The sequence below is a fragment of the Candidatus Nanopelagicales bacterium genome, from assembly GCA_028687755.1.
Taxonomy (GTDB): Bacteria; Actinomycetota; Actinomycetes; order S36-B12; family S36-B12; genus UBA11398.
In genome coordinates, this window is record JAQTZL010000002.1 from 94,948 (window position 1) to 119,826 (window position 24,879).

At 53.9% G+C, this 24,879-nt stretch carries 29 protein-coding genes and 1 other RNA gene; 22 read left to right on the forward strand and 8 right to left on the reverse strand.

Annotated features, from left to right (window positions below):
- Positions 1-20: 20 nt before the first annotated feature.
- The gene (locus PHN51_03580) at positions 21-773 is read left to right on the forward strand and encodes a ParA family protein (protein ID MDD2817861.1); all 753 of its coding nucleotides are present in this window, start codon (positions 21-23) and stop codon (positions 771-773) included.
- Here PHN51_03580 and PHN51_03585 read toward each other — a convergent pair whose 3' ends face one another.
- The gene (locus tag PHN51_03585) at positions 774-2,351 is read right to left on the reverse strand and encodes a DEAD/DEAH box helicase (GenBank protein ID MDD2817862.1); all 1,578 of its coding nucleotides are present in this window, start codon (positions 2,349-2,351) and stop codon (positions 774-776) included.
- Positions 2,352-2,430: 79 nt separating this feature from the next.
- Positions 2,431-2,652 carry a DUF3107 domain-containing protein gene (locus PHN51_03590; GenBank protein ID MDD2817863.1) on the reverse strand — a complete coding sequence of 74 codons (222 nt, stop codon included), beginning with the start codon at positions 2,650-2,652 and terminating at the stop codon, positions 2,431-2,433.
- A 68-nt stretch (positions 2,653-2,720) separates the two neighbouring features.
- Between PHN51_03590 and PHN51_03595 the strand changes: the two genes are divergently transcribed.
- The 13 genes from PHN51_03595 to smpB all read left to right on the forward strand — a co-directional run bounded on the left by PHN51_03595 (position 2,721) and on the right by smpB (position 12,409).
- Complete coding sequence (locus tag PHN51_03595; protein ID MDD2817864.1) at positions 2,721-3,611, forward strand: alpha/beta fold hydrolase; 891 nt, start codon at positions 2,721-2,723, stop codon at positions 3,609-3,611.
- A 102-nt stretch (positions 3,612-3,713) separates the two neighbouring features.
- Entirely contained in the window at positions 3,714-4,970 is a 1,257-nt protein-coding gene (locus tag PHN51_03600) for an ATPase, T2SS/T4P/T4SS family (GenBank protein ID MDD2817865.1), read from the forward strand.
- Entirely contained in the window at positions 4,970-5,827 is an 858-nt protein-coding gene (locus PHN51_03605; protein MDD2817866.1) for a type II secretion system F family protein, read from the forward strand. Before PHN51_03600 ends, PHN51_03605 begins: the two co-directional genes overlap by 1 nt.
- A gap of 2 nt (positions 5,828-5,829) precedes the next feature.
- A complete protein-coding gene (locus tag PHN51_03610) occupies positions 5,830-6,726 on the forward strand; it encodes a type II secretion system F family protein (protein MDD2817867.1) in 897 nt (298 codons plus the stop codon).
- A 14-nt stretch (positions 6,727-6,740) separates the two neighbouring features.
- Complete coding sequence (locus PHN51_03615; GenBank protein ID MDD2817868.1) at positions 6,741-6,962, forward strand: hypothetical protein; 222 nt, start codon at positions 6,741-6,743, stop codon at positions 6,960-6,962.
- Positions 6,962-7,345, forward strand: coding sequence for a pilus assembly protein (locus tag PHN51_03620; GenBank protein ID MDD2817869.1), 384 nt, complete (start codon positions 6,962-6,964; stop codon positions 7,343-7,345). The genes PHN51_03615 and PHN51_03620 overlap by 1 nt, the downstream gene beginning before the upstream one ends.
- Positions 7,346-7,350: 5 nt before the next feature.
- A complete protein-coding gene (locus PHN51_03625) occupies positions 7,351-7,788 on the forward strand; it encodes a hypothetical protein (GenBank protein MDD2817870.1) in 438 nt (145 codons plus the stop codon).
- Positions 7,785-8,231, forward strand: coding sequence for a pilus assembly protein TadG-related protein (locus PHN51_03630; protein MDD2817871.1), 447 nt, complete (start codon positions 7,785-7,787; stop codon positions 8,229-8,231). Before PHN51_03625 ends, PHN51_03630 begins: the two co-directional genes overlap by 4 nt.
- Before the next feature lie 24 nt (positions 8,232-8,255).
- The gene (gene prfB, locus PHN51_03635) at positions 8,256-9,371 is read left to right on the forward strand and encodes a peptide chain release factor 2 (protein MDD2817872.1); all 1,116 of its coding nucleotides are present in this window, start codon (positions 8,256-8,258) and stop codon (positions 9,369-9,371) included.
- A gap of 24 nt (positions 9,372-9,395) precedes the next feature.
- Positions 9,396-10,085, forward strand: a complete 690-nt coding sequence (gene ftsE / locus PHN51_03640; protein ID MDD2817873.1) for a cell division ATP-binding protein FtsE — start codon at positions 9,396-9,398, stop codon at positions 10,083-10,085.
- Positions 10,085-10,993, forward strand: a complete 909-nt coding sequence (gene ftsX, locus PHN51_03645; protein ID MDD2817874.1) for a permease-like cell division protein FtsX — start codon at positions 10,085-10,087, stop codon at positions 10,991-10,993. Before ftsE ends, ftsX begins: the two co-directional genes overlap by 1 nt.
- Positions 10,994-11,001: 8 nt before the next feature.
- Positions 11,002-11,940, forward strand: a complete 939-nt coding sequence (locus PHN51_03650) for a DUF4436 family protein (GenBank protein ID MDD2817875.1) — start codon at positions 11,002-11,004, stop codon at positions 11,938-11,940.
- A complete protein-coding gene (smpB, locus tag PHN51_03655; protein ID MDD2817876.1) occupies positions 11,930-12,409 on the forward strand; it encodes an SsrA-binding protein SmpB in 480 nt (159 codons plus the stop codon). Before PHN51_03650 ends, smpB begins: the two co-directional genes overlap by 11 nt.
- Here smpB and PHN51_03660 read toward each other — a convergent pair.
- Complete coding sequence (locus PHN51_03660) at positions 12,406-12,822, reverse strand: type II toxin-antitoxin system VapC family toxin (GenBank protein MDD2817877.1); 417 nt, start codon at positions 12,820-12,822, stop codon at positions 12,406-12,408. The genes smpB and PHN51_03660 overlap by 4 nt on opposite strands.
- A complete protein-coding gene (locus PHN51_03665; GenBank protein MDD2817878.1) occupies positions 12,819-13,046 on the reverse strand; it encodes a type II toxin-antitoxin system prevent-host-death family antitoxin in 228 nt (75 codons plus the stop codon). Before PHN51_03665 ends, PHN51_03660 begins: the two co-directional genes overlap by 4 nt.
- Before the next feature lie 230 nt (positions 13,047-13,276).
- On the opposite strand from PHN51_03665, the gene ssrA reads away from it, so the two are divergent.
- From ssrA to PHN51_03695, 6 genes are all read left to right on the forward strand, one after another.
- Positions 13,277-13,644, forward strand: a transfer-messenger RNA (tmRNA) gene (ssrA, locus tag PHN51_03670).
- A 424-nt stretch (positions 13,645-14,068) separates the two neighbouring features.
- A complete protein-coding gene (locus tag PHN51_03675; protein ID MDD2817879.1) occupies positions 14,069-15,682 on the forward strand; it encodes a class I SAM-dependent DNA methyltransferase in 1,614 nt (537 codons plus the stop codon).
- Positions 15,675-16,805 carry a restriction endonuclease subunit S gene (locus tag PHN51_03680; protein ID MDD2817880.1) on the forward strand — a complete coding sequence of 377 codons (1,131 nt, stop codon included), beginning with the start codon at positions 15,675-15,677 and terminating at the stop codon, positions 16,803-16,805. Before PHN51_03675 ends, PHN51_03680 begins: the two co-directional genes overlap by 8 nt.
- Before the next feature lie 2 nt (positions 16,806-16,807).
- Entirely contained in the window at positions 16,808-19,945 is a 3,138-nt protein-coding gene (locus PHN51_03685; protein ID MDD2817881.1) for a type I restriction endonuclease subunit R, read from the forward strand.
- A gap of 15 nt (positions 19,946-19,960) precedes the next feature.
- Positions 19,961-21,058 carry a DUF4238 domain-containing protein gene (locus PHN51_03690; GenBank protein MDD2817882.1) on the forward strand — a complete coding sequence of 366 codons (1,098 nt, stop codon included), beginning with the start codon at positions 19,961-19,963 and terminating at the stop codon, positions 21,056-21,058.
- Positions 21,059-21,272: 214 nt separating this feature from the next.
- On the forward strand, positions 21,273-21,557 hold the full coding sequence (locus PHN51_03695; GenBank protein MDD2817883.1) for a hypothetical protein: 285 nt from the start codon (positions 21,273-21,275) through the stop codon (positions 21,555-21,557).
- A gap of 107 nt (positions 21,558-21,664) precedes the next feature.
- Here PHN51_03695 and PHN51_03700 read toward each other — a convergent pair whose 3' ends face one another.
- Positions 21,665-21,811: a hypothetical protein gene (locus PHN51_03700; GenBank protein ID MDD2817884.1), complete on the reverse strand. Its 147-nt coding sequence runs from the start codon at positions 21,809-21,811 to the stop codon at positions 21,665-21,667.
- Positions 21,808-22,293, reverse strand: coding sequence for a fasciclin domain-containing protein (locus PHN51_03705; GenBank protein MDD2817885.1), 486 nt, complete (start codon positions 22,291-22,293; stop codon positions 21,808-21,810). The genes PHN51_03700 and PHN51_03705 overlap by 4 nt, the downstream gene beginning before the upstream one ends.
- Before the next feature lie 226 nt (positions 22,294-22,519).
- Here PHN51_03705 and PHN51_03710 point away from each other — a divergent pair, with 226 nt between their 5' ends.
- Entirely contained in the window at positions 22,520-23,068 is a 549-nt protein-coding gene (locus tag PHN51_03710) for an anti-sigma factor (GenBank protein MDD2817886.1), read from the forward strand.
- 24 nt (positions 23,069-23,092) lie between these two features.
- Here PHN51_03710 and PHN51_03715 read toward each other — a convergent pair whose 3' ends face one another.
- A complete protein-coding gene (locus PHN51_03715) occupies positions 23,093-23,905 on the reverse strand; it encodes a mycofactocin-coupled SDR family oxidoreductase (GenBank protein MDD2817887.1) in 813 nt (270 codons plus the stop codon).
- Between the two features lie 101 nt (positions 23,906-24,006).
- Between PHN51_03715 and PHN51_03720 the strand changes: the two genes are divergently transcribed.
- Positions 24,007-24,609: a class I SAM-dependent methyltransferase gene (locus PHN51_03720; protein ID MDD2817888.1), complete on the forward strand. Its 603-nt coding sequence runs from the start codon at positions 24,007-24,009 to the stop codon at positions 24,607-24,609.
- Between the two features lie 58 nt (positions 24,610-24,667).
- Here the strand turns inward: PHN51_03720 and PHN51_03725 are convergent, their stop codons facing one another.
- The gene (locus tag PHN51_03725; GenBank protein MDD2817889.1) at positions 24,668-24,871 is read right to left on the reverse strand and encodes a cold-shock protein; all 204 of its coding nucleotides are present in this window, start codon (positions 24,869-24,871) and stop codon (positions 24,668-24,670) included.
- Between the last annotated feature and the right edge of the window lie 8 nt (positions 24,872-24,879).

Here is a 24,879-nt window from a genome sequence, read left to right on the forward strand (position 1 = left end):
TCAAGGAGCACAATGGCGGGGTGGCCCACGTCCTTGCGTTCGCAAATCAAAAGGGTGGTGTGGGTAAAACCACCACAGTGGTCAGTGTTGCCGCTGCACTTGTTGAACTGGGCCAACGCGTGCTGGTCGTTGACCTTGATGCGCAAGCCTGTGCAACCTTCAGTCTGGGTATTGACCCTGAAGATGTGCAGCTGTGTACACGTGAACTCATCGTTGAAGGTAAGGCAGCACAACGAGCAATCATCACAACCAGTGAAGGTGTGGATCTTTTGCCCGCAACTATTCGCCTTGCGGATGCTGATGCAGCACTTGCAACATCCAAAGGTCGAGAATTTGCAGTACGCGAAGCGTTGAAACCCTTGCAGGGTTCATATGACTGGATCCTGCTTGATTGCGCACCATCGCTCGGCATCGTCACTGTTGGTGCACTAATCGCAGCAAACTCTGTTGCCATTCCTCTGCAATGCGAAACTTTGTCGCACCGAGGCGTCGGACAGTTAATGCAAACCATTAGCGATGTGCGTACCTATGCAAATCCGGAACTCAAAGTTGCAGGCATCATCCCAACGCAATTTGATGGACGCACTACCCATGCACGTTCGGTGTTAGCGGATTTACCAATGACCTACGGCGTTCACGTGTTGCCAGCAATTGCGCGGTCAATTCGCTTTGCTGAGGCGCCCGCTGTCGGTCAAACAGTGCTCGCTACGGCGCCAACAAGTGTTGGCGCTCGTAACTATCGAGAGCTTGCGCAAGCATTGCTTGCGTTGTAGTTATTCAGCTGCAGGTGTTGCAGGCTTGCCACTACGGGTGCGACGACGCTGACGAGCGCCTTCAGTTTTCAAAGCAGCTGCATCTTTTTGGTCAGCATCAGACTTAGGCGCATCCGACTTTTGCTTGTCGTTGCGAGGGCGATCAGTTCGTGGCTTGTCATTACGCGGACGGTCGCCGCGTGGCCGATCACCCTTTGGCTTGTCGCCATGTGACTTGCCATGATGCTTGTCGTTATTGCCGGCAGGCTTCTTCTTGCCGGTTTCCCCAAGATCTTCAACGCCTTCTGCCTTCAGGCCTTCTCGGGTTTGGCCTGACTTTGGCAATGAACCAGTAGTACCAGCGGGAATGTTCAAGCCGGTGTACAAGTGATCGCTAGTTGAGTAGGTCTCGATTGGATCCTTGAACGGAAGCTTCAAAGCGCGATCAATCATTTGCCAACGCGCAATGTCTTCCCAGTCAACAAGAGTGACGGCAACACCTGAGTTACCAGCGCGACCCGTGCGACCAATGCGGTGCACATAAGTTTTCTCATCATCAGGGCATTCGTAGTTGATTACATGCGTGACGTTGTCAACATCGATACCGCGAGCTGCGACGTCGGTGCAGACGAGAACGTCAACCTTGCCGTTGCGGAATGCGCGGAGAGCTTGCTCGCGTGCACCTTGACCAAGGTCACCATGTACTGAACCCACAGCGAAACCGCGCTCGGTGAGATCGTCAGCAATCTTTTGAGCCTTGCGCTTTGTGCGTGTAAAGATCATTGCCAGTTGACGGCCTTCAGCCTGAAGAACGCGTGCAACTACTTCAACTTTGTCGAGTGGGTGCGCACGCCACACATGCTGCTCAATGGCATCAACCGTTTGCGTGTCATTGCCTGGCTCACTTGCACGGATGTGAGTTGGGGTAGTCATATAACGACGAGCGAGATTCAGGATCTGACCCGGCATTGTTGCTGAGAACAACATGGTCTGACGTTTTGCTGGAACAGCGGAAACAATCCGCTCAACATCAGGCAAGAAGCCCATGTCGAGCATTTCGTCTGCTTCGTCAAGAACGAGCACGCGAATATTGCTGAGATCAAGATCCTTGCGATTAGAAAGGTCAATGATTCGCCCCGGCGTGCCAACAACAACGTCGACGCCGTTTTGCAAGGCTTCGATCTGTGGTTCATAAGCACGACCGCCGTACACAGCAAGAACCTTGACTCCACGCAAACGACCAGCGCGTTCAAGGTCGGTGGCAACCTGAAGGCCAAGTTCGCGGGTTGGGCAGATCACGATGGCCTGAGGCTTATCGCGGTCACCTTCCAGATCAATGCGCTGCAGTAGCGGAATGCCAAAGCCCAGGGTCTTTCCGGTGCCGGTCTTCGCCTGGCCAATGATGTCGCGGCCTTCGAGCGCCATCGAAAGGCACATTTCCTGAATAGGAAAGGCGCGTTCGATGCCATCTTCGAGAAGGGCAGCGGCAATGCGTGGGTCGGTGCCCAATTCAGCGAACGTAGGTGCGCTCGTTGGGTCAACGGTGCTTGAAGTGCTCAGGGTGACTCCCCAGTAACGACTCGTGGGGCGGAGGGCCAAAGGCCGGTACCAACACGATGAGAGTTCAAGTGTACCCAGAGACGCATTTTCGGGCTCACAGTTACGTGGCCCTCACGGTTTAGTGGCCGAAACCAACCTTGCGTGACGAAGCAGGTCCAAGCTCAACGTAGGTGATCTTGTCGCCAGGAATGATCACAGTGCGACCGCGATCGTCGGTGAGCTTGAGCAGTGAGCCTGCAGAGATCGCTGCATCGACGGCCTTGGAGATGGTTTCTGGCTTCTCTTCGCTCTCAAGGGAGATCTCGCGTGGTGAGTACTGAACGCCAATCTTGATTTCCATGATGCTTTCCCTTGCTCGTTGCGTAACACCCATAGTTGCAGTGACTTAAATATATGTAGCCTTGAGGGGTGTCAGGACAAATTCAGCCGTGGCCGCGTGAGGAAGTTTTCTTCCCTGCGCGAACGTTGGCCTATCGGCACGCTCAATCCACAACATCTGACGCTGAACCAGCGTTGATGTTGCATGGTCTTGGCGGATCCTCGTTGAACTGGACTGACCTCATGGGTCAGTTGCAACCTGAGGTGAATTCCTGGGCCTTGGACCTTCCCGGTTTTGGGATGTCGCCACCGCCACGCGATGGCAACTTTGCACCCCTTGGGCATGCGCGAGCCGCTGTTGATTTCATTGAGCGTCATCTCGATGGATCGCCTGTGCATCTTTTTGGAAACTCAATGGGTGGAGCAGTTGCGCTGCAAGTCGCAGCACGCCGACCCGATCTCGTGAAAACCCTGACACTGATTTCGCCTGCGCTTCCTGACGTGAGTCCGAATAAAGCCAACTTCATCTTGCCGGTCATGGCTATTCCAGGATTTGGTGAAGCCGCAATGAAGAAATCCAGCGAACTTCCAGTTGCAACACGAGTGCAGTCAACAATTGACACGGTGTTTGCCAATCCAAGCGTGGTGACCGCGCAACGATTTGCTGAGTCACTTACTGAAGCGCAAATGCGCGATGAGTTGTCGTATGCAAATGATGCGTTCCTGCAGTCACTACGAGGTTTACTCGGAACGTACTTCGAACGCGGACGCCACCGTCCATGGAAACTTGCGGAAATGGTGCAAGCACAAAGTCTTTTGATTTATGGACTACAGGATCCTTTGGTTGATGCGCGAGTAGCGCACAAGAGCACGAAGTATTTCAAGGATGCACAAGTAATGGTGCTGCCTGATTCAGCACATGTTTCGCAAATGGAAAAGCCTGATGTTGTTGCGCAAGCATGGATTGCGCGTTTTCGCTAGTCGTTATCCCCAACCCTGGAGTTATGCACAGGCAAAATATTCAGGGTTCCAATAGTCGTAGGACTCGTCTTAACGTTGAAGCAATTCAACTTTGGGGGAGCCATGAGCACTGCAACGCGAGTACGTGAACTTGTAGAGCAACAAGCGCGTGCTGCTATTCGCAACGATGGCTTGGACCCGCTTTCGCAACCAGAAAAATTTCGGGCTCTGGTCGAGCAATGCGCAATGGACACGTGGATTGCCCAAGGTGCTCGTTCGGTTGATGGCGATCCAGCAGTCGTTGCCAAGGAAGTGTTGCGAGTGATCTCGGGTTTTGGTGCGCTCCAGCAATTTTTCGATGACCCAACTATCGAGGAAATCTGGCTCAATGAACCCGGGCGAGTGTTTATTGCGCGTCACGGCAAACCAGAACTCACTTCCGTAGTGCTCGGTGATCGTGAAGTGCGCGATCTCGTTGAACGCATGCTGCGGGTTTCTGGGCGCCGTTTGGACACCTCAAGTCCATTTGTTGATGCGGTACTTCCCGATGGAAGCCGTTTGCATGTCGTGATTCCGGACATCACTCGCAATCATTGGGCGGTCAATATTCGCCGATTCGTTGTTCGACCCAAATCAGTCGAGGCGCTTGTGCCACTTGGGACGTTGACGCATCAGGCAGCTGCTTTTCTTCGTGCTGCAGTGATGAGTGGTCTCAATATTGTGATTGCAGGAGGAACACAAGCGGGAAAAACAACACTGCTCAATTCATTGCTCGGTTCGGTTGCCAGCGACGAACGCATTGTGAGTTGCGAGGAAGTTTTTGAGATCCAGCTCGTACACCCTGACTGGGTAGCCATGCAAACAAGGGATGCCACTCTTGAAGGTGTTGGCGAAATCCCACTGCGTCGCCTCATTCGTGAGGCCCTGCGAATGCGCCCAACGCGGCTCGTTGTCGGTGAGGTTAGGCAAGCTGAGGCGCTTGACCTGCTGATTGCGATGAACAGCGGCATGCCGGCTATGGCAACCCTGCACGCAAACAGTGCGCGCGAGGCTGTCACCAAGTTGTGCACGCTGCCATTACTCGCGGGTCAAAACATTCCCGGCGATTTTGTTGTTCCCACCGTGGCGGGCTGCGTTGATTTAGTCATTCACACCACGACCACAGCTTCTGGCCACCGACGTATTTCGGAAATTTGTGCGTTACCTGGCCGAGTTGAAAACGGTGTGATCGAGATGGCCGAACTCTTCATCGATCGTGGCCAGGGGCTGGTGCGCATGAGTGGATGGCCACCACGTCAGGAGCGATTTGCACAGGCTGGTTTTGATCTCAGTGCTTTGCTGACGCTTACACATCAAGAATCCCAAAGCTGGGCTGCGTAATGGGTGCACTCGTCGGGTTACTTCTTGGGGCCGGCGCCCTGCTCATTCTTTTTGGGTTCACAGCTCAACGCAGTGCGATGAATGTTCGCGTGCATTCATATTTCTTTACGCGATTAGCGCAGCAGTCAGGGATTCCTCGTTTAACAGGTATTTCACTCTTCGGCATTTGTGTTGCATTTGCGGCAATTGCTGCAGTACTAGCGCTCTTCATTACAGCTGTTCCGATGGTTGCGCTTATCGCGGCTATTGCCAGCGGATGGATACCAATCCTGCTAATTCGGCGGCGTGGTCGTCTGCATCACAAGGCAGTGCGTAAAGCCTGGCCTGATGTTGTTGATTCACTCTTGAGTGCTGTTCGAGCTGGCTTGTCTCTTCCCGAGGCGGTGTGCGAGTTGGGGAGTAAGGGCCCCGTTGCTCTGCGCAGGCAATTCGCGGACTTCGCAGCGGATTACCGGGCCAGTGGTTCGTTTGTTGAGTCGCTGAATGGATTGGGTGAGCAACTTGCTGACCCAGTAGCCGATCGAGTGATCGCTGCATTGCGCATCGCTCGTGAAGTTGGTGGCAATGATCTGGGATCAGTGCTGCGTACCTTGAGCTTGTTGCTTCGCGAGGATGCGCGGGTTCGGGGCGAAATTGAAGCGCGGCAGAGTTGGACAATTAACGCAGCTCGCCTGGCGGTGGCGGCTCCCTGGATAACTCTTGCTTTGCTCTCAACGCGGCCTGAGGCAATGCGTGCGTACAACAGCAGTTCTGGAGCGTTAGTGCTGATTGCCGCAACGGCACTTTCATTCGTTGCCTACCGCTCGATGATGTTTGTGAGTCGCTTACCGGTTGAACCCAGGCTGGTGAAGGCATGAGCATGAGTGGCGGGGGAGCCTTCATTGGATTTCTCTGCGCAATTGGTGTGCTCATTGTAATTTCTGGGTGGTCACGTTCTCGAAAGCCCGCTGTACTAGACCAGATTTCTCCATACATCCCCGTATCTCGTGCGTTGGGTGTCCTGCAGCGAAAGCAGCCAGGGCCGTTCGACATCGTTGCGGCTTTGCTCGCACCGTTGTTGATTGAGCGATCTTCAACGCGCAAAATTGAAGAGCGATTGTCGCGCGCCGGAAAATCTGGAGTTGAGGCCTTTCGCCTTGAGCAAGCAATGGCTGCTGGCGTAGGTGCAGCGGCCGGATTGTTGATGAGCTTCTTGGCTCTTGCCTCAGGCTCCTCACCGTTGGTGTTTTTCATATTCATCGCATTAGGCGCAGCAATGGGTGCGCTGATGTGGGATCGAAAGCTGAGTAGGGAAATTTCCCAACGAAGCAAACGCATTGCTCAAGAGTTACCAGCGGTTGCGGAATTACTTGCTTTTGCAGTGGCGGCAGGTGAGTCGCCGGTTGTAGCGATTGAACGTATCTCGCACACGATGGGTGGAGAGTTGGCTGCCGAATTTTCGTTAGCGCTTGCAGAGATTCGTGGTGGGCAGTCGATAGAACAAGCTCTGCGTGGTGTTTCTCAGCGAGCCAATAGTGCAGATGTTGAACGGTTCGTTGACGGCGTACTCCTTGCGATCGATCGAGGAACACCACTTGCTGAAGTGTTGCGATCCCAAGCCGCGGATGCTCGTGCAGCTGATCGCAGGCAGTTACTTGAAATTGCTGGAAAGAAAGACGTAGCGATGTTAATCCCAGTGGTTTTCTTCATATTGCCAACAGTGGTGCTGGTGGCGCTATTTCCTGGAATTCAAGGATTAAAACTCATGGTTTCGTAAACAAAGGAGATGAAATGTTAGAAAAAATCAATCATGCGCTGATCACAATGCACTTTGTGTTGCGTACGCGAACTCATGCGCTTGCTTCGCAGCGTAATGATCGCGGTGATGTGCCTGGCTGGGTCTTGGTGGCGGTGATGACTGCCGGTTTAGTAACCGCAATCTGGTTAGTAGCTGATGATGCGTTGACCTCTGTATTTGATCGTGCGATGACCTCTGTATCCGTGCGCAACTAATGATCAAAATATTGGAGTCTGATCGCGGTAGTGCAGTCGTTGACTTCGTACTGGTTGGCCCTCTACTTATTGGGCTTGCACTTGTAGTTGTGCAAATCGGCCTAGCGCTGCATGTGCGCACGACGTTAACCGCAGCTGCTGCCGAAGGTGCACGCGTTGCGGCAATGGCTGGGTCCAACCTTCGCATTGGTGAAGCGCGCGCTCGTGAAGTGTTACGGGGCAACCTTGCTGAATCCACCATCGATTCAGTGGGTGTGGCAACCCTCATGGATTCGGGTGTGGGGTTTACCGAAGTGACGATCCAGGCTCATTTGCCGTTGATTGGGTTGCTTGGACCTGCAGTGATGAGTGTTCACGGCAGAGCGATTAAGGAACACGTGTGATTTCCATGCGTGAACGGTGTAAGCGCGATGATGGAACAGCTGTTGTGGAGTTCATCTTTGTTGGTGTGCTGTTACTCATTCCCGTGCTTTACGCCACATTGATGGTGATGCGAATTGAAGCTGCAGCGATGGCTTCGACACAAGCGGTTCGTGAGGCTGCTCGTGCGTTCATGATGGCTGACTCACGGATCCAAGGAATTCAGCAAGCACGCCTTGCGACAACCACGGCACTTGGGGATCAAGGGTTCTCGGTAAGTAGCGATGCGTTACGTATTGATTGTTCGACCAGATGTTTAGAACCCGGAACGCAAATACGAGTGACCCTTGATTGGGCGGTTGATCTTCCCTGGCTACCAGCGCCGATGGCCGAAAGAATTCACGGCTTTCCAATTTCGGCCGAACAATTACTCACGGTTGATTCATATCGGGACTCAGTAGCATGAATTTCAGACGCATCGCACTCAATGATCAGGGCAGTGTGCTGATACTGGGAATCGGACTGCTCGGAGTGTGCCTGCTTGCTCTTGTTGTGGTGACAGATGCAGGAAGTGCATTTCTACAACGTAAGAATCTGTATTCAATTGCTGATGCAGCGGCCCTTGCTGGTGCTCAAATCATTGATCTGCCCAGTTATTACCAACATGGTGCGACCACGGCCACGCACCTCGATGGTCAAGGAGCAGTGATGAAAGCCAGGGTCTACTTGAATAACCCGGAACTCTTGGCTGCGCATCCGGGGCTGGTCATAGATTCGGTCAGCACTGATGGAGTCAACCTTCAGGTGGATTTGAGTATTCCGGTGCGGGTTCCCTTCTTGCAGCCCTTGCATGACTCAATGGCTCGGGTGAGGGCAACTGCACGATTGGACTACCGAGCAGGCGCCTAGGCCTTGCCCGTAGTCTTGGCTCTTGTGACATCCATCGAAGCCGCCGAGCGCCTTGCTGAATTGGCAAACACGCTCAGCAGCATCGAGACCGTTCTTGATATCCCAGCGATGCGGGCAAGCATTGCCGATCTTGAGGAGCAGGCCTCTGCTCCGGATCTGTGGGATGACCAAGCCAAGGCTCAAGCGGTCACTTCAAAACTGTCATTCCAATTGGGTGATCTGCGTCGGGTTGAAGGTTTGCGTCGTCGACTCGATGATGTGCCAATTCTCCTCGAGCTGGCTGAGGCTGAAGGTGATGAAGCCTCTACTGCTGAAGCAATGAAAGAACTTGATTCACTCAAGATCGCAATTGATGAACTTGAAGTTCGCACGTTGCTTTCCGGTGAATATGACGCACGTGAAGCACTCGTCACCATTCGTTCCGAAGCCGGTGGCGTTGATGCTGCTGACTGGGCCGAAATGTTGCTACGCATGTATACGCGCTACTGCGAGCGCCACGGTTGGCCCGTTGATGTGTATGAAACGTCCTACGCTGAAGAAGCAGGCATTAAGTCTGCAACCTTTGCAGTGAAAGCTCCCTACGCCTACGGAACCTTGTCCGTTGAGCAAGGCACGCATCGTTTGGTGCGCATTTCACCATTCGATAACCAAGGCCGTCGTCAAACATCATTTGCAGGCGTTGAAGTTATTCCTGTGGTCGAACAAGCTGAAACAGCAGACATTCCTGATGATGACCTTCGCGTTGACGTCTACCGGTCAAGCGGTCCGGGTGGCCAAGGCGTGAACACCACTGACTCTGCTGTGCGTCTGACTCACATCCCCACGGGCATCGTGGTGTCCTGCCAAAACGAGCGTTCCCAGATCCAAAACAAGGCCACAGCCATGGTGGTGCTGCAGGCCAAGCTGCTGGAAAAGCAGCGTCAAGAGGACCGGGCCAAGATGGATGCCCTCAAGGGCGATAACTCTGGTTCTTGGGGTAATCAAATGCGCTCTTACGTGCTGCACCCCTATCAAATGGTCAAGGATTTACGCACCGAGACCGAAACCGGGAACACCTCAGGTGTGCTTGACGGTGAGATCGACGAGTTCGTGGAGTCCGGTATCCGGTGGCGTAAGCAGCAAGCATCGGCGAGTTCTTAAGGCCCAAGCACCTACACTTCATAGGTGATTCTCTTTGACCACATAACGAAGCTGTACGCCAATCAGGAGCGTCCAGCCCTCGATGACGTCTCCCTGGAGATCGAAAAAGGGGAGTTTGTGTTCCTTGTGGGGCCTTCAGGCTCCGGCAAGTCCACCTTCCTTCGACTCATCTTGCGCGAAGAGCGCCCCACGAAGGGCGCGGTCTGGGTCGCGGGCAAGGAACTTGGCCACCTCTCGAACTGGAAGATTCCGTACTTCCGCCGCCAAATTGGCACCGTGTTCCAGGACTTCCGCTTGCTTCCCAATAAGACTGTCGCCGAAAACGTGGCGTTTGCTCTTGAAGTCATCGGCAAACCAAAGGCTCATATCAACAAGGTCGTTCCTGAAGTGCTCGAAGTCGTGGGGCTCGAAGGCAAAGAGCATCGCCGCCCAGATGAACTTTCCGGTGGCGAGCAGCAGCGTGTAGCGATTGCTCGCGCTTTCGTAAACCGTCCGATGTTGCTCATCGCTGACGAACCAACGGGAAACCTGGACCCAGGAACCTCGGTTGGCATCATGCAGCTGCTTGATCGATTGAATCGTTTAGGCACCACAGTGGTGATGTCCACGCACGACAGCAACATCGTGGATCAGATGCGCCGTCGAGTGATTGAACTTGAGGGTGGCCATGTAGTTCGCGACCAGTCGCGCGGTGTGTACGGATACGCCCAGTAATGCGCGCGCAATTCGTAGCCCGCGAGGTCAGTCATGGCCTGCGCCGCAATCTCACGATGACTCTTGCGGTGATCATCACTGTTGCAGTTTCCCTCGGTCTGTTTGGCGGTGCGCTACTCCTTCGCGCTCAGGTATCGACCATGAAGGATTTTTGGTACGACAAGGTTGAAGTCAGTCTTTTCTTGTGTAGCAAGGGCAGTGATGCTGCTTCGTGTGCTGGTGGCGCAGTCACTAAAGCGCAGCGCGACCAAATCAAGAGCGACCTTGAGGGCTTGAAGCCACTGGTCGAAGAGATCTACTACGAATCACAAGCTGAGGCGTACCAGCACTTCCAAGAGCAGTTCAAGAATTCACCAATTGCTGACAACGTGCGTGAAAGTGCGTTGCCTGAGTCTTTCCGAGTGAAGCTTTCAGACCCAACAAAGTATGAAGTTGTTGCTTCCGCTTTTGCTGGCCGACCAGGCGTTGAGCAAGTCAATGATCAGCGACAGATCTTGGACAAGTTCTTTAAGTTGTTGGGTAGTTTGCAGGCCATTGCTTTAGCTATTGCGTTGACGATGCTTGTGGTGACTGTGCTCCTGATCGTGAACACCATGCGTGTGGCTGCCTTTAGTCGCCGCCGCGAAACGAGCATTATGCGTTTGGTTGGTGCATCGAACTTCTATATTCAATTGCCGTTCTTGCTCGAAGCGGCATTTGCAGCAGGCGTTGGTGCGCTCGTGGCCATTGGTGCTTTGGTATTGACCAAGGGCGTGCTGGTGGACTCCATCGTCGCGCCTTCATTCCAGTTCACTTCGTTCGTTGGCTGGGATGCAGTCATCACAATCGCACCAATCTTGCTCATCACTGGCATTGTGTTGGCGGGCCTTGCTTCGTTCTTCACGCTGCGTAAGTATTTGCGAGTCTAAGAAGTCTCATGTCAGATCTTGACCCACAACTCATACCTCAACCTCGACCATTGACGCGTCGAGGTGGCTGGGTGCTTGGTGTGATTGGCGTTGTCATCGTTGTTCTCTATGCGCTTGTCGTTCATTTCTATAACGCAGAAGGCGGCAATGTTTCGTCGAGTGAGCTTGGCACCACAAAAACTCCAGGAATCATCGCAACTATTGATCCAGTAGACGTCAATGCGGAAAAAGACCGTGTCACGCTGAACATTTCCCTTGGAGCTCAAGGCGCAGACATTCTTGATTCCAATGGCAAATTAATAAATGCAACGCGTATTTTGGTTTCCAGTTCCCTTGGCACCCAAGAAGTGAAGTACGCAGCTGGCGAACCGCTTGGTCGTTTTGAATCCTTAGTCGGAGTCGATGGTGAGCAAGCTTTGTATCCCTTCGACACCCATGTTGGTGACTTCCAAATCTCTGCTGAGACTTATAGGTCTGACGGTGCGGGTGGTTTAGAAACCCTGGGCTTCACCAAAGTCGGTTTGCAACAAGGTGGCGGTGTGAGCGGATGGGACACCGTCGACATGTTCCCAACTCAAATGCTGGAGCAATCGGGTGGCGAGATTGCATTCACGCGATCCTTCTCCACAAAAGTTTTTGCGATCTTGATGTTGTTCTTAGTTGCACTTCTTTCTGGCACAACCTTGATCGTGGCAGCTCTTGTCTTTACAAATCGACGCAAGGCTGAAGTCGGATTGATGGCTTGGGCTGGCGGTGTGCTCTTTGCTTTGCCACTGCTGCGTAACTACTTGCCATATGGCCCACCAGTTGGTGCGGCAATTGATATTTATATTTACCTCTGGGCGATTGTTGCCGCGGTGAGCGCAGTGACCTTGTTTGTGATTGGTTGGGTGCGACAAAATCGCGCAGTTCTAGAAGCGGCGCGGGAGAAGCAAAATGGCGCGTGAACAAGGGCGGAAATTAATCGCCCAAAACCGTAAAGCTCGCCACGACTACTCAATCGAAGATGTATTCGAAGCTGGCATGGTGCTCACTGGCACCGAAGTAAAATCACTTCGTGCAGGGCGCGCAACGCTCACTGATGGTTACGCCAGTGTTGATGATGGTGAAATTTGGATGCGCGGTGTTCATATTCCCGAATACGACCTTGGCACCTGGACGAACCATGAACCACGTCGTGCGCGCAAGCTCTTGTTGAAGAAAGACGAGATTCGTCGCATCATGAAGGCGACAAAGGAATCAGGCCTGACGCTTATTCCGCTGTCGATGTATTTCAATGATGGTTACGCCAAGGTTGAGATTGCATTGGCCAGAGGCAGGAAGTCGTATGACAAGCGCCATGCCATTGCTGAGCGGGAATCCAAGCGCGAGGCCTCGAAGGCAATCGGTCGGGCATCCAAGGGATTGCGTGACTAGAACTTGCCGTTGATGGCAACGACTTCGAGGCCTTGAATGTCTTGGAAATCTTGAGGGTTCTTCGTAAACAAAGGTAACTCGTGCTGAATCGCGACTGATGCAATCAACGCGTCAAAGGCTCGGGCTTTAGTTTTCCTGCCACTGTTTCGAAGTTGCGCGGCAACTCGACCGAAAACTCGAGCTGTTGTTTCATCGAATGGCAACGGATCAAAACTCGCCTCCACAAGTTGGAGTACTGACTGGCGGGCACTTTGTTCTTGCGGCGTTTTTGCTACGAGTGGTCCAACGGAAAGCTCAGCGAGTGTGATCGATGAGATATCAGACTCAAGCGGAAGTTGGCCGGAACTTATGAAGTCGGTGAGCTCCACTACAACGCTGGTGTCGAGTAAGCCGTGGAGATATCGCGGTTTCATAGCGACAAGTCCATGAACTCATCCATGTCAGCAAGGAGGTCTTCGTATTTGTACGTAGGACATCCTTGAAACACCCGTTCCAAGGTTTCGACACGGACGCCTGGTTTGCGAAGAGGGCGCAATTCCGCAATCGCTCTACCCTGGCGAGTCACAGTCATGCCTTCACCGCGCATCACGGCATCAAGAATCTCTCCGCCGTTATTTCGTAAGTCTCGAATCGTCACTTCTTTCACCCCTCAATTGTCTCACCAGTGAGACAATTTCTCAATGCTGAACGGTTGAAGTTTTTGGTGCCAGAGCGCCAGATTCAAGATTGCGGCGACAAACTGTGGATGAGAACCCACTTCAAGACAGCCTGTGGATAGATAGGTAATCCCTCATATTTCGTGATTAGCCGTGGGGGATTTACGATGGCCAAGAGCCACAAGCTCAATGCAGCTAGAAAATTCCATATGGGGGTGACAGGTTTCGACGGACAGATGTTTTGACCGGAGAAGCGTGTCGAGAATCAAGGTGATCTCGTTAAGAATCCTTGAAACTAATAACTGCCAACAAAACGCAGTCTGCAGACGCTTACGCCCTCGCGGCATAAGTAAATATCTGCCGTCAGCCCAATGCGTCCCCGAGTTGGGGTCTGACGTCGCTAGGGGACTCACCAAAGGCACCGGTCACGGGTGCTGGAGGAAAACCAAACAGTGACTGGACCGTCCAGTGCAGTGCCGCACGAAGCACAGGGGTCGAGAAAACGATAGCGCGGCTACACACGTAGAAGTACGGAAGAAGCCTGCACGGACCCGGGTTCGATTCCCGGCACCTCCACAACGGGTAGTTGACGTAATCTGTTGATATAACCCACTACAAAAGTCCCAGCGGAGCGATCTGTTGGGACTTTTGCATGTTCTAATGCATTTTGTCGTGAAAGTGGTCAGAACTAAAGGTGCGACGAAGTCATCTCGGCTTTTCGGTTTGCCTGTGATCAGTTTCCGGCCATGCGGCCGCTGGGTATGTGGGTGAGGTGAGGTGGGCAATCCAGTGGATTGAGTTAGCTGCGGGGTGGCGCGTTGCTGCGGTTGGTCATTCGCTTGGGCGTAAGGACTCGGGCTAGAGCTGGGGTGAAGACATTGGGGTCGAGTGCGGAGTGATACCCCGGTACAGTCACTTGCTAGGGCTGCTTGACCGTTGCGTCAGTTCGGCTGGGTGCCGATGTAAGCAGTTCGCGAAAGAGAAGTAGGAATACGGGGAAGCAATGCCACCAAAGAGTAAGAAGCAGGCAGCAAGTCAGGGCCTTGAAGCTTCACTATGGGAGGCTGCTGATCGGCTTCGCTCCAACATGGATGCCGCTGAGTACAAGCATGTCGTGCTTGGTCTGATCTTCTTGAAATACGTCTCTGATGTATTCGCTCAGCGTCAAAATCAACTCGCCACCCTCGTTGAAGATCCAAACTCGGACTACTTCATGCCCACTGAGGAGGCCCGCCACTCAATCTTGGAATCCCGCGACGAGTACACATCGGAAGGTGTTTTCTGGGTTCCAGAAGGTCACCGTTGGGATGACCTGCGAAAAGCTGCAAAGCAGGCGGACATCGGCGCACGGATCGATAGTGCGATGGACGCCATTGAAAAGGAAAACCCGTCGCTTAAAGGTGTGCTCCCGAAGAGTTACGCGCGACGCGAGCTCACCCCAGCCACTCTCGGCGGGTTGATAGACAACTTCTCTCGCGAGGATCTCACCGCAGCCGAACACGAGAACCTTGACGTCCTCGGTCGCGTCTTCGAATACATGGTCAGCCAGTTCGCATCAGCCGAAGGCAAACTCGGCGGCGAGTTCTACACCCCACGTTCCGTTGTGAAACTCATGGTCGACATGCTCCAACCGTTTAACGGCCGCGTCTTCGACCCGGCATGCGGCTCCGGCGGCATGTTCGTGCAAGCCGACAACTTCATCAAGGCCCACGGCGGTGTCCGTAACGACATCTCCGTGTTCGGCCAGGAGCAGAACCCCACCACGTGGCGTCTGGCGAAGATGAACCTCGCCCTTCGGGGCATCGACGCGAACCTGGGGTCACAGTGGGGGGATTCGTTCGGTAGCGATCAGCACCCAGACTTGCGTGCCGACTTCATCATCGCGAACCCACCGTTCAACATCAAAGAATGGGGCGGAGAGCACCTCCGGGACGACCCGCGCTGGCAATATGGGACACCCCCGGCAGGCAACGCAAACTATGCATGGATTCAACACATGGTCCATCACCTGTCGCCGACAGGAACGATGGCAACGGTCCTTGCAAACGGGTCCCTTTCATCCAAGACATCTGGCGAGGGAGAGATCCGCAAGAACTTGGTTGAAGCAGACCTAGTCGAATGCATCGTCGCCATGCCGGACAAGTTGTTCTACACAACCGGCATCCCGGTCTCGATTTGGTTCCTGACAAAGGACAAAACGGCACAGGGAGTGAAGTCTGAACGCCCACAGCGCGATCGCCGTGGCGAGATCCTCTTTATCGATGCGCGTTCAATGGGTTCTATGGTCACGCGCACGGTGAAGGAACTTTCAGACGCCGAAATCGAGAAAATCGCTTCCACCTACAACGCTTGGCGCGGTGAACCTGACCTCGAGCCTTACGAAGACATCGCCGGCTTCTGCTCATCGGTCAAGTTAGAGGACGTTCGTACTCACGACCATATTTTGACGCCGGGACGATTTGTCGGCTCCGAAGTTGCGACCAAAGATGACGAGCCGCTTGGTTCGAAGATCGCGCGATTAACTGAATCAGTTCAAATGGGATTTGAATCTAGAGACGGCCTTCACCGCATAGTGATTCAAGCCCTTTCTAGCCTCGAGGTTGCCGCCGATGAGTAGCGAGTGGCCAACGGTGCGGTTGGGGGATCTAGCGTCGAAGATAACCAAAGGCACTACGCCGAAGTCATTTATCTCAGGTGCGGGACCTGACCGTATCAACTTCATTAAAGTGGAAACGATTAGCCAAGACGGACGCCTCATTCCATCCAAGTTCGCTTATATTGACGCCGCGACCAACGCCATTCTGTCCAGGTCCGTAGTCCAAGAAGATGATCTCCTATTCACAATCGCAGGGACGATTGGACGTGTTGCGCGCGTGCGCCAACACCACCTTCCTGCGAACACAAATCAAGCGGTAGCCATCGTTCGGGCTAACAAAAGTTTGGTCGACATCGGGTACCTTTCCTGTGTCCTAGGAGATCGCGTGCGAGTCCAACAGGCTCAATCTCGAGTTGTGCAGTCTGTCCAGGCAAACTTCAGTCTCGCGGAACTGGCAGATCTCGAAATCCCGCTGCCTCCGCTCAACGAGCAGCGCCGTATCGCTGGAGTTTTGGGTGCCCTGGATGACCTCATCGAAGTGAACCGAGGGCTCATGGCGGACCTCGACGAGATGGCGGCGGCCCAAGCGAGCCGCTGGATTCAGTCGTCGGATCTCAAGGTCCGCCTATCAGAGGTGGCCGATCACCTTGCGGGTAAGTATCTCGCCAAAGACAAATACGAGGCTGGCGGTCAGTACGTTGTCCATGGTTCGAACAGCATCATGGGAACTCACTCTGAGTTCCTGCATCGCGGACCCCTGACGGTACTTGCTCGCATCGGTTCGTTCTGTGGAGCGCTTGCCTTTTCCGAAGATAGTGCGTGGATCAACAACAATGCGTCAGCGATTCGAGCGAAGCGGCCTTCAGATGCATATTGGCTTCACAGGTCCTTACTGTCCGTGGATATGGACATGCATCGGGCGGGTAGTGGACAACCGTTCGTGAGAATCGAAAGCCTCATGAACACAGAGATCCCTTGGTTATCGCCGGAAGAGTTGGATAGTGCGAACCGCGCGCTTGGAACTCTGGAAAAGGCTATTGCTGCGCTACATGCGGAGAACTCACAACTTGCATCGACCCGCGATGAACTCCTGCCGCTTCTGATGTCTGGTCGTGTGCGCGTGGTTGAGGAGGTGGCCGCGTGAGCATGATTCCAACTGAGTCTGATCTCGAGTTCTTGGTTCTCGAGTTCTTGAAGAACGAGGGCTGGGGTGTCGTATACGGCCCGGATCTTGCGCCGGGTGAGCCGAATGAGGAGCGCACGGATTACCGAGATGTGGTGTTGGTCGGTCGTCTTCGGACGGCTGTGGCGGAGTTGAGTCCGTTCTTGTCGCAGGATGCGGTTGAGGATGTGGTGAAGACGGTACTGCGGGCTGAGTCCCAGGTTGCGATGACGGAGAACTGGCGCGCTTATCAACTCCTGACCGAGGGTGTGCCGGTCCAGTACCGGGATTCCTCTGGTGCGATCAAGGATGCGCGTGCGCGGATTGTCGACTGGGATGATCCGGCGAATAACAATCTTGTGGCGATCAACCAGTTCACGATCAAGGGCAAGTCCGAGCGCCGCCCGGATGTGCTGCTGTTCGTCAACGGCCTGCCGCTGGTGCTGTTCGAGTTGAAGCGCGCGGGTGCGAAGAACGCGACCCTGCGCGGGGCGTTCAACCAGATCGCCACCTACCGCAACCAGATCCCTGACGTGTTCACGTGGAACCAGGTCACGGTGATCTCCGATGGGGTGAATGCCCGCGCGGGCACGTTCACTGCGGGGTGGGAGCACTACGCCCCGTGGAAGACCATCGACGGATCGAGTGTGCCGAAGGGAGTCTCGGAGATCGAGGTTCTCACCAAGGGCATGTGCACCCCTGAGCGTCTGCTGGACCTGGTGCGCAACTTTGTCGTCTACACCGGTGATGGCGCGGGCATGGTGAAGAAGACCGCGAAGTATCACCAGTTCTGGGCGGTGAACAAGGCCGTCATCTCCACCGTGGAAGCGGTCGAGGGCGATGGCCGTGCTGGTGTCGTGTGGCACACCCAAGGCTCAGGCAAATCCCTGGAGATGGAGTGGTACGCGGGCAAGATCATGCGTCACCCTGCGATGGAGAATCCGACCATCGTTGTCCTGACGGACCGTAACGATCTTGATGATCAGTTGTTTGATGACACGTTCGCAGCTTCTAAGCCTGGTGCGCCTTTGCCGGAAGCACCGGTGCAGGCTGACTCGCGTGAGCATTTGAAAGAGTTACTGAACAAGCGGCAGTCCGGTGGCATTATTTTCTCCACGTTGCAGAAGTTCGGGTTATCTAAGGATGAGAGGGACGCTGGAACGAGTTTCCCGACTCTGTCGGAGCGGATCAACATTGTTGTCATGGTTGATGAGGCTCACCGCTCCAACTATGACTTTATTGACGGTTTCGCCCGCCACTTGCGCGATGGCCTGCCGAACGCGACTTACATCGGTTTCACTGGCACGCCCATTGAGGCTAAAGACAAATCCACTCGTCAGGTGTTCGGTGAATACATTGACGTGTATGACCTGACCCAGGCTGTTGCTGATGGCGCGACGGTGAAAGTTTTGTACGAACCTCGTCTTGCAAAGGTGGAACTTCCCAAGGACGCGTTGGGCGTCCTTGATGAGGAGTTCGCGAAAGCGACCTCGGGTACGGAGGAAGAGGCTAAGGAACGACTGAAGTCCCGTTGGGCTCAGGTTGAAGCGATCGTCGGGTCAGATAAACGCATCAAAGAACTTGCTACCGACATCGTCTCGCATTGGGAAGCACGTAAAGAAGCAATGACAGGCAAGGCGATCATTGTTGCGATGTCCCGCCGTATCGCAGTAGCGCTGTATGACGAAATCGCGAAACTGCGCCCTGACTGGGCAAGCGATGACAACACCACAGGGAAACTGAAAGTTGTTATCACTGGTTCCGCCGCTGATGATGCAACACTTCAACCCCACATTCGTTCCAAAGAAGCTCTTCGCGCATTGAAGTCCCGCGCGAAAGACCCAAATGATGAACTTGACATCGTCATTGTGCGCGACATGTGGCTCACCGGATTTGATTCACCTTCCATGCACACCATGTATGTGGATAAGCCGATGAAGGGCGCGAACCTCATGCAGGCCATTGCGCGCGTGAACCGCACTTTCAAGGACAAGCCCGCAGGTCTAGTTGTGGACTATTTAGGTATCGCTGAAGACCTTAAAAGCGCCCTCGCGGACTACACATCTCGTGATCAAAAAAGTCAGGAACTTGGCCAAGATATCTCGATCAAAGCGATCCCCGCGATGGTCTCCAAACACGAAGTGGTGTGCAACATTCTTCATGGATGCGAGTGGCGCAACGGTTTAGCTTCTGGCGGCCCGAAGGCATTCATAGACACCCTCACCTCCACAGTGGAATATCTGTTGGCTCAACATGTTGAAGCCCCATCCCTAGATGCCTGCACCAAGGAAGCCCCGTGCCTTAAACACAGGTTCATGTCTCAGACCCGCGACCTGATTGCCCTGTACGTCATGTGTGTACCCAGCGACAAAGCGCTAGCAATCCGAGATGACGTCGCATTCTTTGAAGCCATCCGCTCACAAATCGCCAAAATCGAAGGCGTTGACCGTGAAGGCGGCGACCCCAACGCCGCGATGGACACCGCCATCCAGCAAATCATCTCTGGCGCTATGGCTGGAACCGGTGTCATCGACATTTACGAGGAAGCCGGCATCGCCAAACCCGACCTGTCCCTCATTGACGATGAGTTCATCGACCGATTCAAGAAGACCAACAAACCCAACATCCAAATACAGGTGTTAAAGAAAATCCTCGCAGGAGAAATCACCCGCATTTCCAAACGCAACATCGTCTCTGGCCGTGCGTTCTCAGAGATGCTCGAGCAGTCCCTTTTGCGCTACCAAAACAGAACCCTTGACGCCGCCCAGGTCGTCGCTGAACTCGTTGACCTAGCCAAAACCCTGCAGAATGAAGCCGACCGCGGAGGCAAACTTGGTCTCAACTCCGACGAGCTCGCTTTCTATGACGCGATCCGCACAAACGACGCGGCCGTTATGGAACTCGGCGATGACACGCTCAAGAAAATCGCCCACGAACTGGTCGACATTGTCCGCCGCGACGCTAAAACTGACTGGAACGTCAAAGAACAGGTCCGCGCGAAACTGCGCTCCGCCATTAAGCGACTTTTGCTGAAGTATGGGTATCCACCCGACCAAGAAGAATCAGCCACCCAGTTAGTCCTAGACCAAGCCGAAGTCATTGCAGGAGAAGAAGCCGCATAGTCGGGGCGACCTGACATGGCGCATCGCAAGGATCCACTTCGCCGTCGACACCACACGGTGTCGAAGTTTTATCTGGCCGGATTCGCCAACGAGTCAAGACAACTTTCACAAGTGCATCTGCCGGGTCATCACACGCATTTGAACTCCGTTGTCAATGCGACGGTAGACACGGATTTCTACTCCGTGCGCGCAGAGGACGGCTCCCTTGATGACACGATGGAGCGAGCGTTCGGAGAACTGGAAGGTCCAGCAGCGGGTGTGCTTCAGCGCGGGGTCGATTCCCTTTGGCCCCTGCCGTCTGAGGAAAAAGCGACACTTGCCAGTTGGATTGCACTGCAATACATGCGTGGGCCAGCGCTCCGCAGAACGCAAAACCAGTTAATGGCACAGATGCACCAAATGATTGTGCTGATGGCAGGCAGGCCAGCACTGCGCCAAGCCATCGAAGCCCATGAAGGTAGAGCCATTTCGGATGCGCGACTGGAATGGGAATGGAACGACCTCACACAGGGCGGTGGACCCACACTGGAGCCAGACGCCTTCTTCCATGCGCGCACGATAGGCGAGACATTGCCATGGCTCACTGACTTAGTGTTCCAGAGTCAATGGATGCTGGTGACATTTCAACGACGCAATCTCTTCACTTGCGACCATCCGGTTTCGCTCGTCGCGCCTTCGGATCTTCCGTCATTCCTGGGTGTGGGATTGGCGACCGCCGAGGCCTATTTATTGCCCTTGTCCCGAAAGTTGGGTTTAGTCGTCATGCCGCACGAGCACGGAGCAGATGTACAAGTCGGAGGAACGACCAACCTTTGGAGAGTTTTCGTTGACCACACGTTGGAGAATGCCCGCGGGTACCTTTTCCATCACCCAGAGGACTCCATTCCGCCAGAGCTCATTCTTCCGCAACCACGAAGCCTCGAACTCGCTCAACTGGACACTTCAATCTTTGAGCGGCGTATTTCTGTCGAGGAAATCGTTGACACTTCAGCGGATCGGGCCGCGCGAAAGCGCATGCGCGATCTCACATCGACGGAACCCACCCTGTCGGGTGCAGACCTGGTGTGGCCAATACCGGGCAGGATCGCGCTGGAGCGACCGGACTCACTCTGAATACGTGGGCGGATTCCTCCGAAAATGTGTGCGGATGTTGTAAACAGCCTTTCCCTTCATGAGGCGAATAGACTTGTGTCAACTAGCCACAACCGCATGGGGCGTCCCTCGGAAGAGGGCGCTCCATGTTTCTTTGCCTAGAGCACTGCTTTGTGGCCATTGGGAGCGTCAGTACGCCATGCTGTGCTCAGATGCACAATTAGGGAGAACACACATGTGCTGTTTCGTACTCGTACTCGGATTCCTTGGCCCACGCCTGGCCTTTCTGTGGGCCTGGCTTTTCACCCCCCGCGTGACCGACGCATTTACTGGCGGCTTCTGGTTGCCGCTTCTCGGAATGCTCTTCTTGCCATGGACAGCACTGGCCTACATCGTGGTGTGGTCGTTCGCTGATGGTGTCAGCCCATTGGGTTGGGTAGTGATCGCTCTTGGCTTTGTATTAGACATCGCTAATTACGGGAGCCGGTCGGCACAAGCGCGGCTTTCATCCGCTCAGTAGGACGATCTCGGCATTGAAGATGCCAACAGTGCAATGACAACGGTGTGTTCCGCCGCGTTACGCGGCGGAACACACCGTTTCTCTCATTTGCTTAGTGATTGAGAGACTTATGGAGCAAAGGGAAGAAGTACTCCATCGATACCGTGAGCGACCTGCTTATTGCCCTTGTTGATGTCGACCTTGGTTAAAATCACCTGTGGATTGGTCAGTTTCGGGGCGTAATCGCTCAAGATGATTGCCGGCTTGCTGGTCACCTTGACACCAATAGTTTTCCTTCAACTGCAGACTTGAGCTTGGCTCCGTTGGCCTTCAAGGCATCCTGAGAAAGAATTGTTGACCCTGGCACCACGTGATAGAGCAATACATTTTCAACGGTGTCCACTCCAAGACCGGCAACAACCTTGAATGCCGCAGCTTCTGTCTTGACCTTCTTACCGCTGAGTGTGGTTGCCAAGTTCATGAATGCTTGGTCAGTAGGAGCGAAAACGGTAAGTGCTGTCATTCCATAAGCAAGGAGCTTGACGTTCGAATTTGGCTTAGCGCCCAAAACAGTTTCTACTGCTTTTGTCAGAATGTCGAAATCCGCATAATCGCGGTCGAACTTAGATTGACCGACCTTGAGCACCGTTGCTAGTGAGGTTTCACCTTCAGCAGCTTGGGCCGTAGGTGCGAGAGCGGCAAGTCCGATGAGTGCGGCGGTGCCGGCAACTGCCGCCCGAGAAATTTTGGTACGCATAGCTTTCTCCTCTAGTTCTACCCGGAATTGGGTCCGTCGTTATTTGGACGGTGTATTGGCTATTTCCTGACTTAGAGGTCAATTGGATGCAACTTCAGAAAAATAATTAATTTTTGGCCCGAGTGCATCTAAATGCAGGGTTTCTAGAGAAAGAGTCATAACGAGTTTTGTCGAGATCTCGCGAAGCAACACTGTGGGGGATCAGCTCGTTTCTCCCCCAGATGATGTGTGGTCGGCTATTGCTTTTGAATTGAATCTTTCCACTTCAAGGTCGACCGATCACGAAAACTCGCAGGTGGTGCGTTCGCTTGCCACCGCTAGGAGTCGCAAGCGCATTCCCGTATGGCTAGGCGTGGCCGCTGCATCTGTTGGCATTGTGGCTGGTGCTGCTCTCACTGCTGCAATTCTTGAATCACAAGGATCCCAAGAGTCGAGCACACAGGTTGTGGCTCGCGCTGAGTTGGCACCTGTCGCTAACTCTTCGAGTCGAGGAACAGCAGTCGTTGAAACTACGGAACAAGGGCCGATGCTTCACGTGACCGTTCGTGATTTGCCACCTATTGTTGATGGGTATTACGAGGTTTGGATGGCTACTGCTGACGCGAAAACAATGGTTGCGCTTGGAACTTTGAACACGCAATCCGATTCGATTTTCTCGTTACCTGCAGGCATGCAAATGAGCAAATTCCCACTGGTTGACGTTTCTGTCGAGCATTTTGACGGAATTGCCGGGCACAGCGCGCAAAGCGTTGTTCGGGGTCAGTTTTCCACTTGATTAGAAAATGCCTTAACGCCTGATCTAACGGTTGGTATTTCCCGCATCAATCTTCAGCTGAGTGCCAGTTACATACTTGGCTTCATCTGATGCAAGGTAAAGAACGGCGTAGCTCACATCGCGAGCTTCGATTAATCCGACATCAAGCATGTTGTCGTAAATAGGGCTGAGCTTGTTGCTGCCAGCACTTGCAGTAGGAGCCTCGCCACCAAGCCCGGTAACCATCGGGGTGTTCACGCCAGTTGGGTGAATGGTGTTGACGCGAATGTTGTTGCTTGCGAGTTCATTTGCAAGACTTTTTGCGATGCCAACAATCGCATGCTTTGTTGCCACATATGGTGCAAGGAAAGGCAAGCCCTTAATGCCACCGGTTGAGCTCGTGATGATGATTGACCCGCCCTCATTCTTGATCAGATGGGGAATCGTTGCGGTGCAGGTATTCCAGACACCGGTGAGGTTGATATCGAGAGTGTCTTGCCAAATCTGTGGGCTGACTTTGTTCCATGGGCGAGTAATGCACACGCCAGCATTCGCTACGACGATGTCAAGGTGACCAAACTCAGCTACCCCGTCGTTCACTACAGCTGTCATTGCCTCGGCATCACGCACATCAACGACGCGCGTCAAAATTTTGCGACCAAGTGCGCGAACGGCTGCAGCTGTGTCTTCAAGGTCTTCGGGGGTTGCAAGCACGTAGTCAACAGACTTCACATTTTCGCAAATATCAACAGCGATGATGTCGGCACCTTCTTCAGCCAAGGCAATGGCGTGAGCTCGCCCCTGTCCGCGCGCTGCACCTGTAATAAATGCAACTTTTCCAGCGACGCGACCAGTCATGAGGACTCCTTGTACATGTGTGAGGCAATGAATGCGAGTTGATCGTAGGCCCTAAGCAAGGCTTCATCAGGGGATCGGGCGGATTGAACTAGCCTCGACCCATGGCTACCCCGCCCCGTTGGTTCACGGAGACAGAAGAACATCACTCTCAGTGGTACGTCGACCATTTCCGCGAGCTCTCCGCCCAAGGGGTAGATCTCGCTGGTGAGGCGCGCATGGTCGATGCGATGCTCCCTCGAGGTTCGCGAATTCTTGATGCAGGCTGCGGGCCAGGCCGTACTGGAGCTTGGCTGTGTGCGGCAGGGCACGAGGTGGTGGGTGTTGACGCGGATCCTGTACTGATTGAGGCAGCGATTGAAGATCACGCCGGTCCGAAATGGCAGGTGCAAGACCTTGTCGAGTTAACACTCACGTCACTAGGTGAAACCGAGTTTTTCGATGCAGCCGTCATGGCGGGCAACGTGATCACCTACGTTGCATCAGGAACGGAAGTTCAGGTTCTAGCTAACGTTCGGGCAGTGCTTAAACCCGATGGTTTTGCAGTGGTGGGTTTTCATACAGCCCGCTATGAAGTCAATGAGTTTGATCAGCACCTTGCGGAAGCAGGTTTTGCACTTGAGTCGAGATTTGCGACGTGGGATTTACGGCCATGGAAGAGTGATGCCGATTTTGTCGTGACGGTATTGCGCAATCCTGTTGAATAGAGATACAAAAAGGGCCCGGCCAAATGGCCGAGCCCTTTTTGCTATTCGAAGTCTGGAATTAGACGACGCGAACCTTGTCAGCCTGAGGTCCCTTTGGACCCTGGGTGATGTCGAATTCGACAGCCTGGTTTTCTTCGAGTGAGCGGTAGCCATCTGAATCGATAGCTGAGTAGTGGACGAATACGTCTGGTCCGCCATCAGCTTGCTCGATGAAGCCGAAACCCTTTTCAGCGTTGAACCACTTAACGGTGCCTTGTGCCATGTTGCAAA

What these genes read in the sequence shown, in the direction of transcription:
- PHN51_03660 (MDD2817877.1), bottom strand. Translation starts at nt 12,822, where the DNA reads ATGAAACCGCGATATCTCCACGGCTTACTCGACACCAGCGTTGTAGTG.
- PHN51_03630 (MDD2817871.1), top strand. Translation starts at nt 7,785, where the DNA reads ATGAATTTCAGACGCATCGCACTCAATGATCAGGGCAGTGTGCTGATA.
- smpB (MDD2817876.1), top strand. Translation starts at nt 11,930, where the DNA reads ATGGCGCGTGAACAAGGGCGGAAATTAATCGCCCAAAACCGTAAAGCT.
- PHN51_03715 (MDD2817887.1), bottom strand. Translation starts at nt 23,905, where the DNA reads ATGACTGGTCGCGTCGCTGGAAAAGTTGCATTTATTACAGGTGCAGCG.
- PHN51_03650 (MDD2817875.1), top strand. Translation starts at nt 11,002, where the DNA reads ATGTCAGATCTTGACCCACAACTCATACCTCAACCTCGACCATTGACG.
- ftsX (MDD2817874.1), top strand. Translation starts at nt 10,085, where the DNA reads ATGCGCGCGCAATTCGTAGCCCGCGAGGTCAGTCATGGCCTGCGCCGC.
- PHN51_03680 (MDD2817880.1), top strand. Translation starts at nt 15,675, where the DNA reads ATGAGTAGCGAGTGGCCAACGGTGCGGTTGGGGGATCTAGCGTCGAAG.
- PHN51_03695 (MDD2817883.1), top strand. Translation starts at nt 21,273, where the DNA reads ATGTGCTGTTTCGTACTCGTACTCGGATTCCTTGGCCCACGCCTGGCC.
- PHN51_03725 (MDD2817889.1), bottom strand. Translation starts at nt 24,871, where the DNA reads ATGGCACAAGGCACCGTTAAGTGGTTCAACGCTGAAAAGGGTTTCGGC.
- PHN51_03625 (MDD2817870.1), top strand. Translation starts at nt 7,351, where the DNA reads ATGCGTGAACGGTGTAAGCGCGATGATGGAACAGCTGTTGTGGAGTTC.
- PHN51_03705 (MDD2817885.1), bottom strand. Translation starts at nt 22,293, where the DNA reads ATGCGTACCAAAATTTCTCGGGCGGCAGTTGCCGGCACCGCCGCACTC.
- PHN51_03600 (MDD2817865.1), top strand. Translation starts at nt 3,714, where the DNA reads ATGAGCACTGCAACGCGAGTACGTGAACTTGTAGAGCAACAAGCGCGT.
- PHN51_03610 (MDD2817867.1), top strand. Translation starts at nt 5,830, where the DNA reads ATGAGTGGCGGGGGAGCCTTCATTGGATTTCTCTGCGCAATTGGTGTG.
- PHN51_03620 (MDD2817869.1), top strand. Translation starts at nt 6,962, where the DNA reads ATGATCAAAATATTGGAGTCTGATCGCGGTAGTGCAGTCGTTGACTTC.
- PHN51_03720 (MDD2817888.1), top strand. Translation starts at nt 24,007, where the DNA reads ATGGCTACCCCGCCCCGTTGGTTCACGGAGACAGAAGAACATCACTCT.
- PHN51_03590 (MDD2817863.1), bottom strand. Translation starts at nt 2,652, where the DNA reads ATGGAAATCAAGATTGGCGTTCAGTACTCACCACGCGAGATCTCCCTT.
- PHN51_03615 (MDD2817868.1), top strand. Translation starts at nt 6,741, where the DNA reads ATGTTAGAAAAAATCAATCATGCGCTGATCACAATGCACTTTGTGTTG.
- PHN51_03685 (MDD2817881.1), top strand. Translation starts at nt 16,808, where the DNA reads ATGATTCCAACTGAGTCTGATCTCGAGTTCTTGGTTCTCGAGTTCTTG.
- PHN51_03690 (MDD2817882.1), top strand. Translation starts at nt 19,961, where the DNA reads ATGGCGCATCGCAAGGATCCACTTCGCCGTCGACACCACACGGTGTCG.
- PHN51_03605 (MDD2817866.1), top strand. Translation starts at nt 4,970, where the DNA reads ATGGGTGCACTCGTCGGGTTACTTCTTGGGGCCGGCGCCCTGCTCATT.
- PHN51_03675 (MDD2817879.1), top strand. Translation starts at nt 14,069, where the DNA reads ATGCCACCAAAGAGTAAGAAGCAGGCAGCAAGTCAGGGCCTTGAAGCT.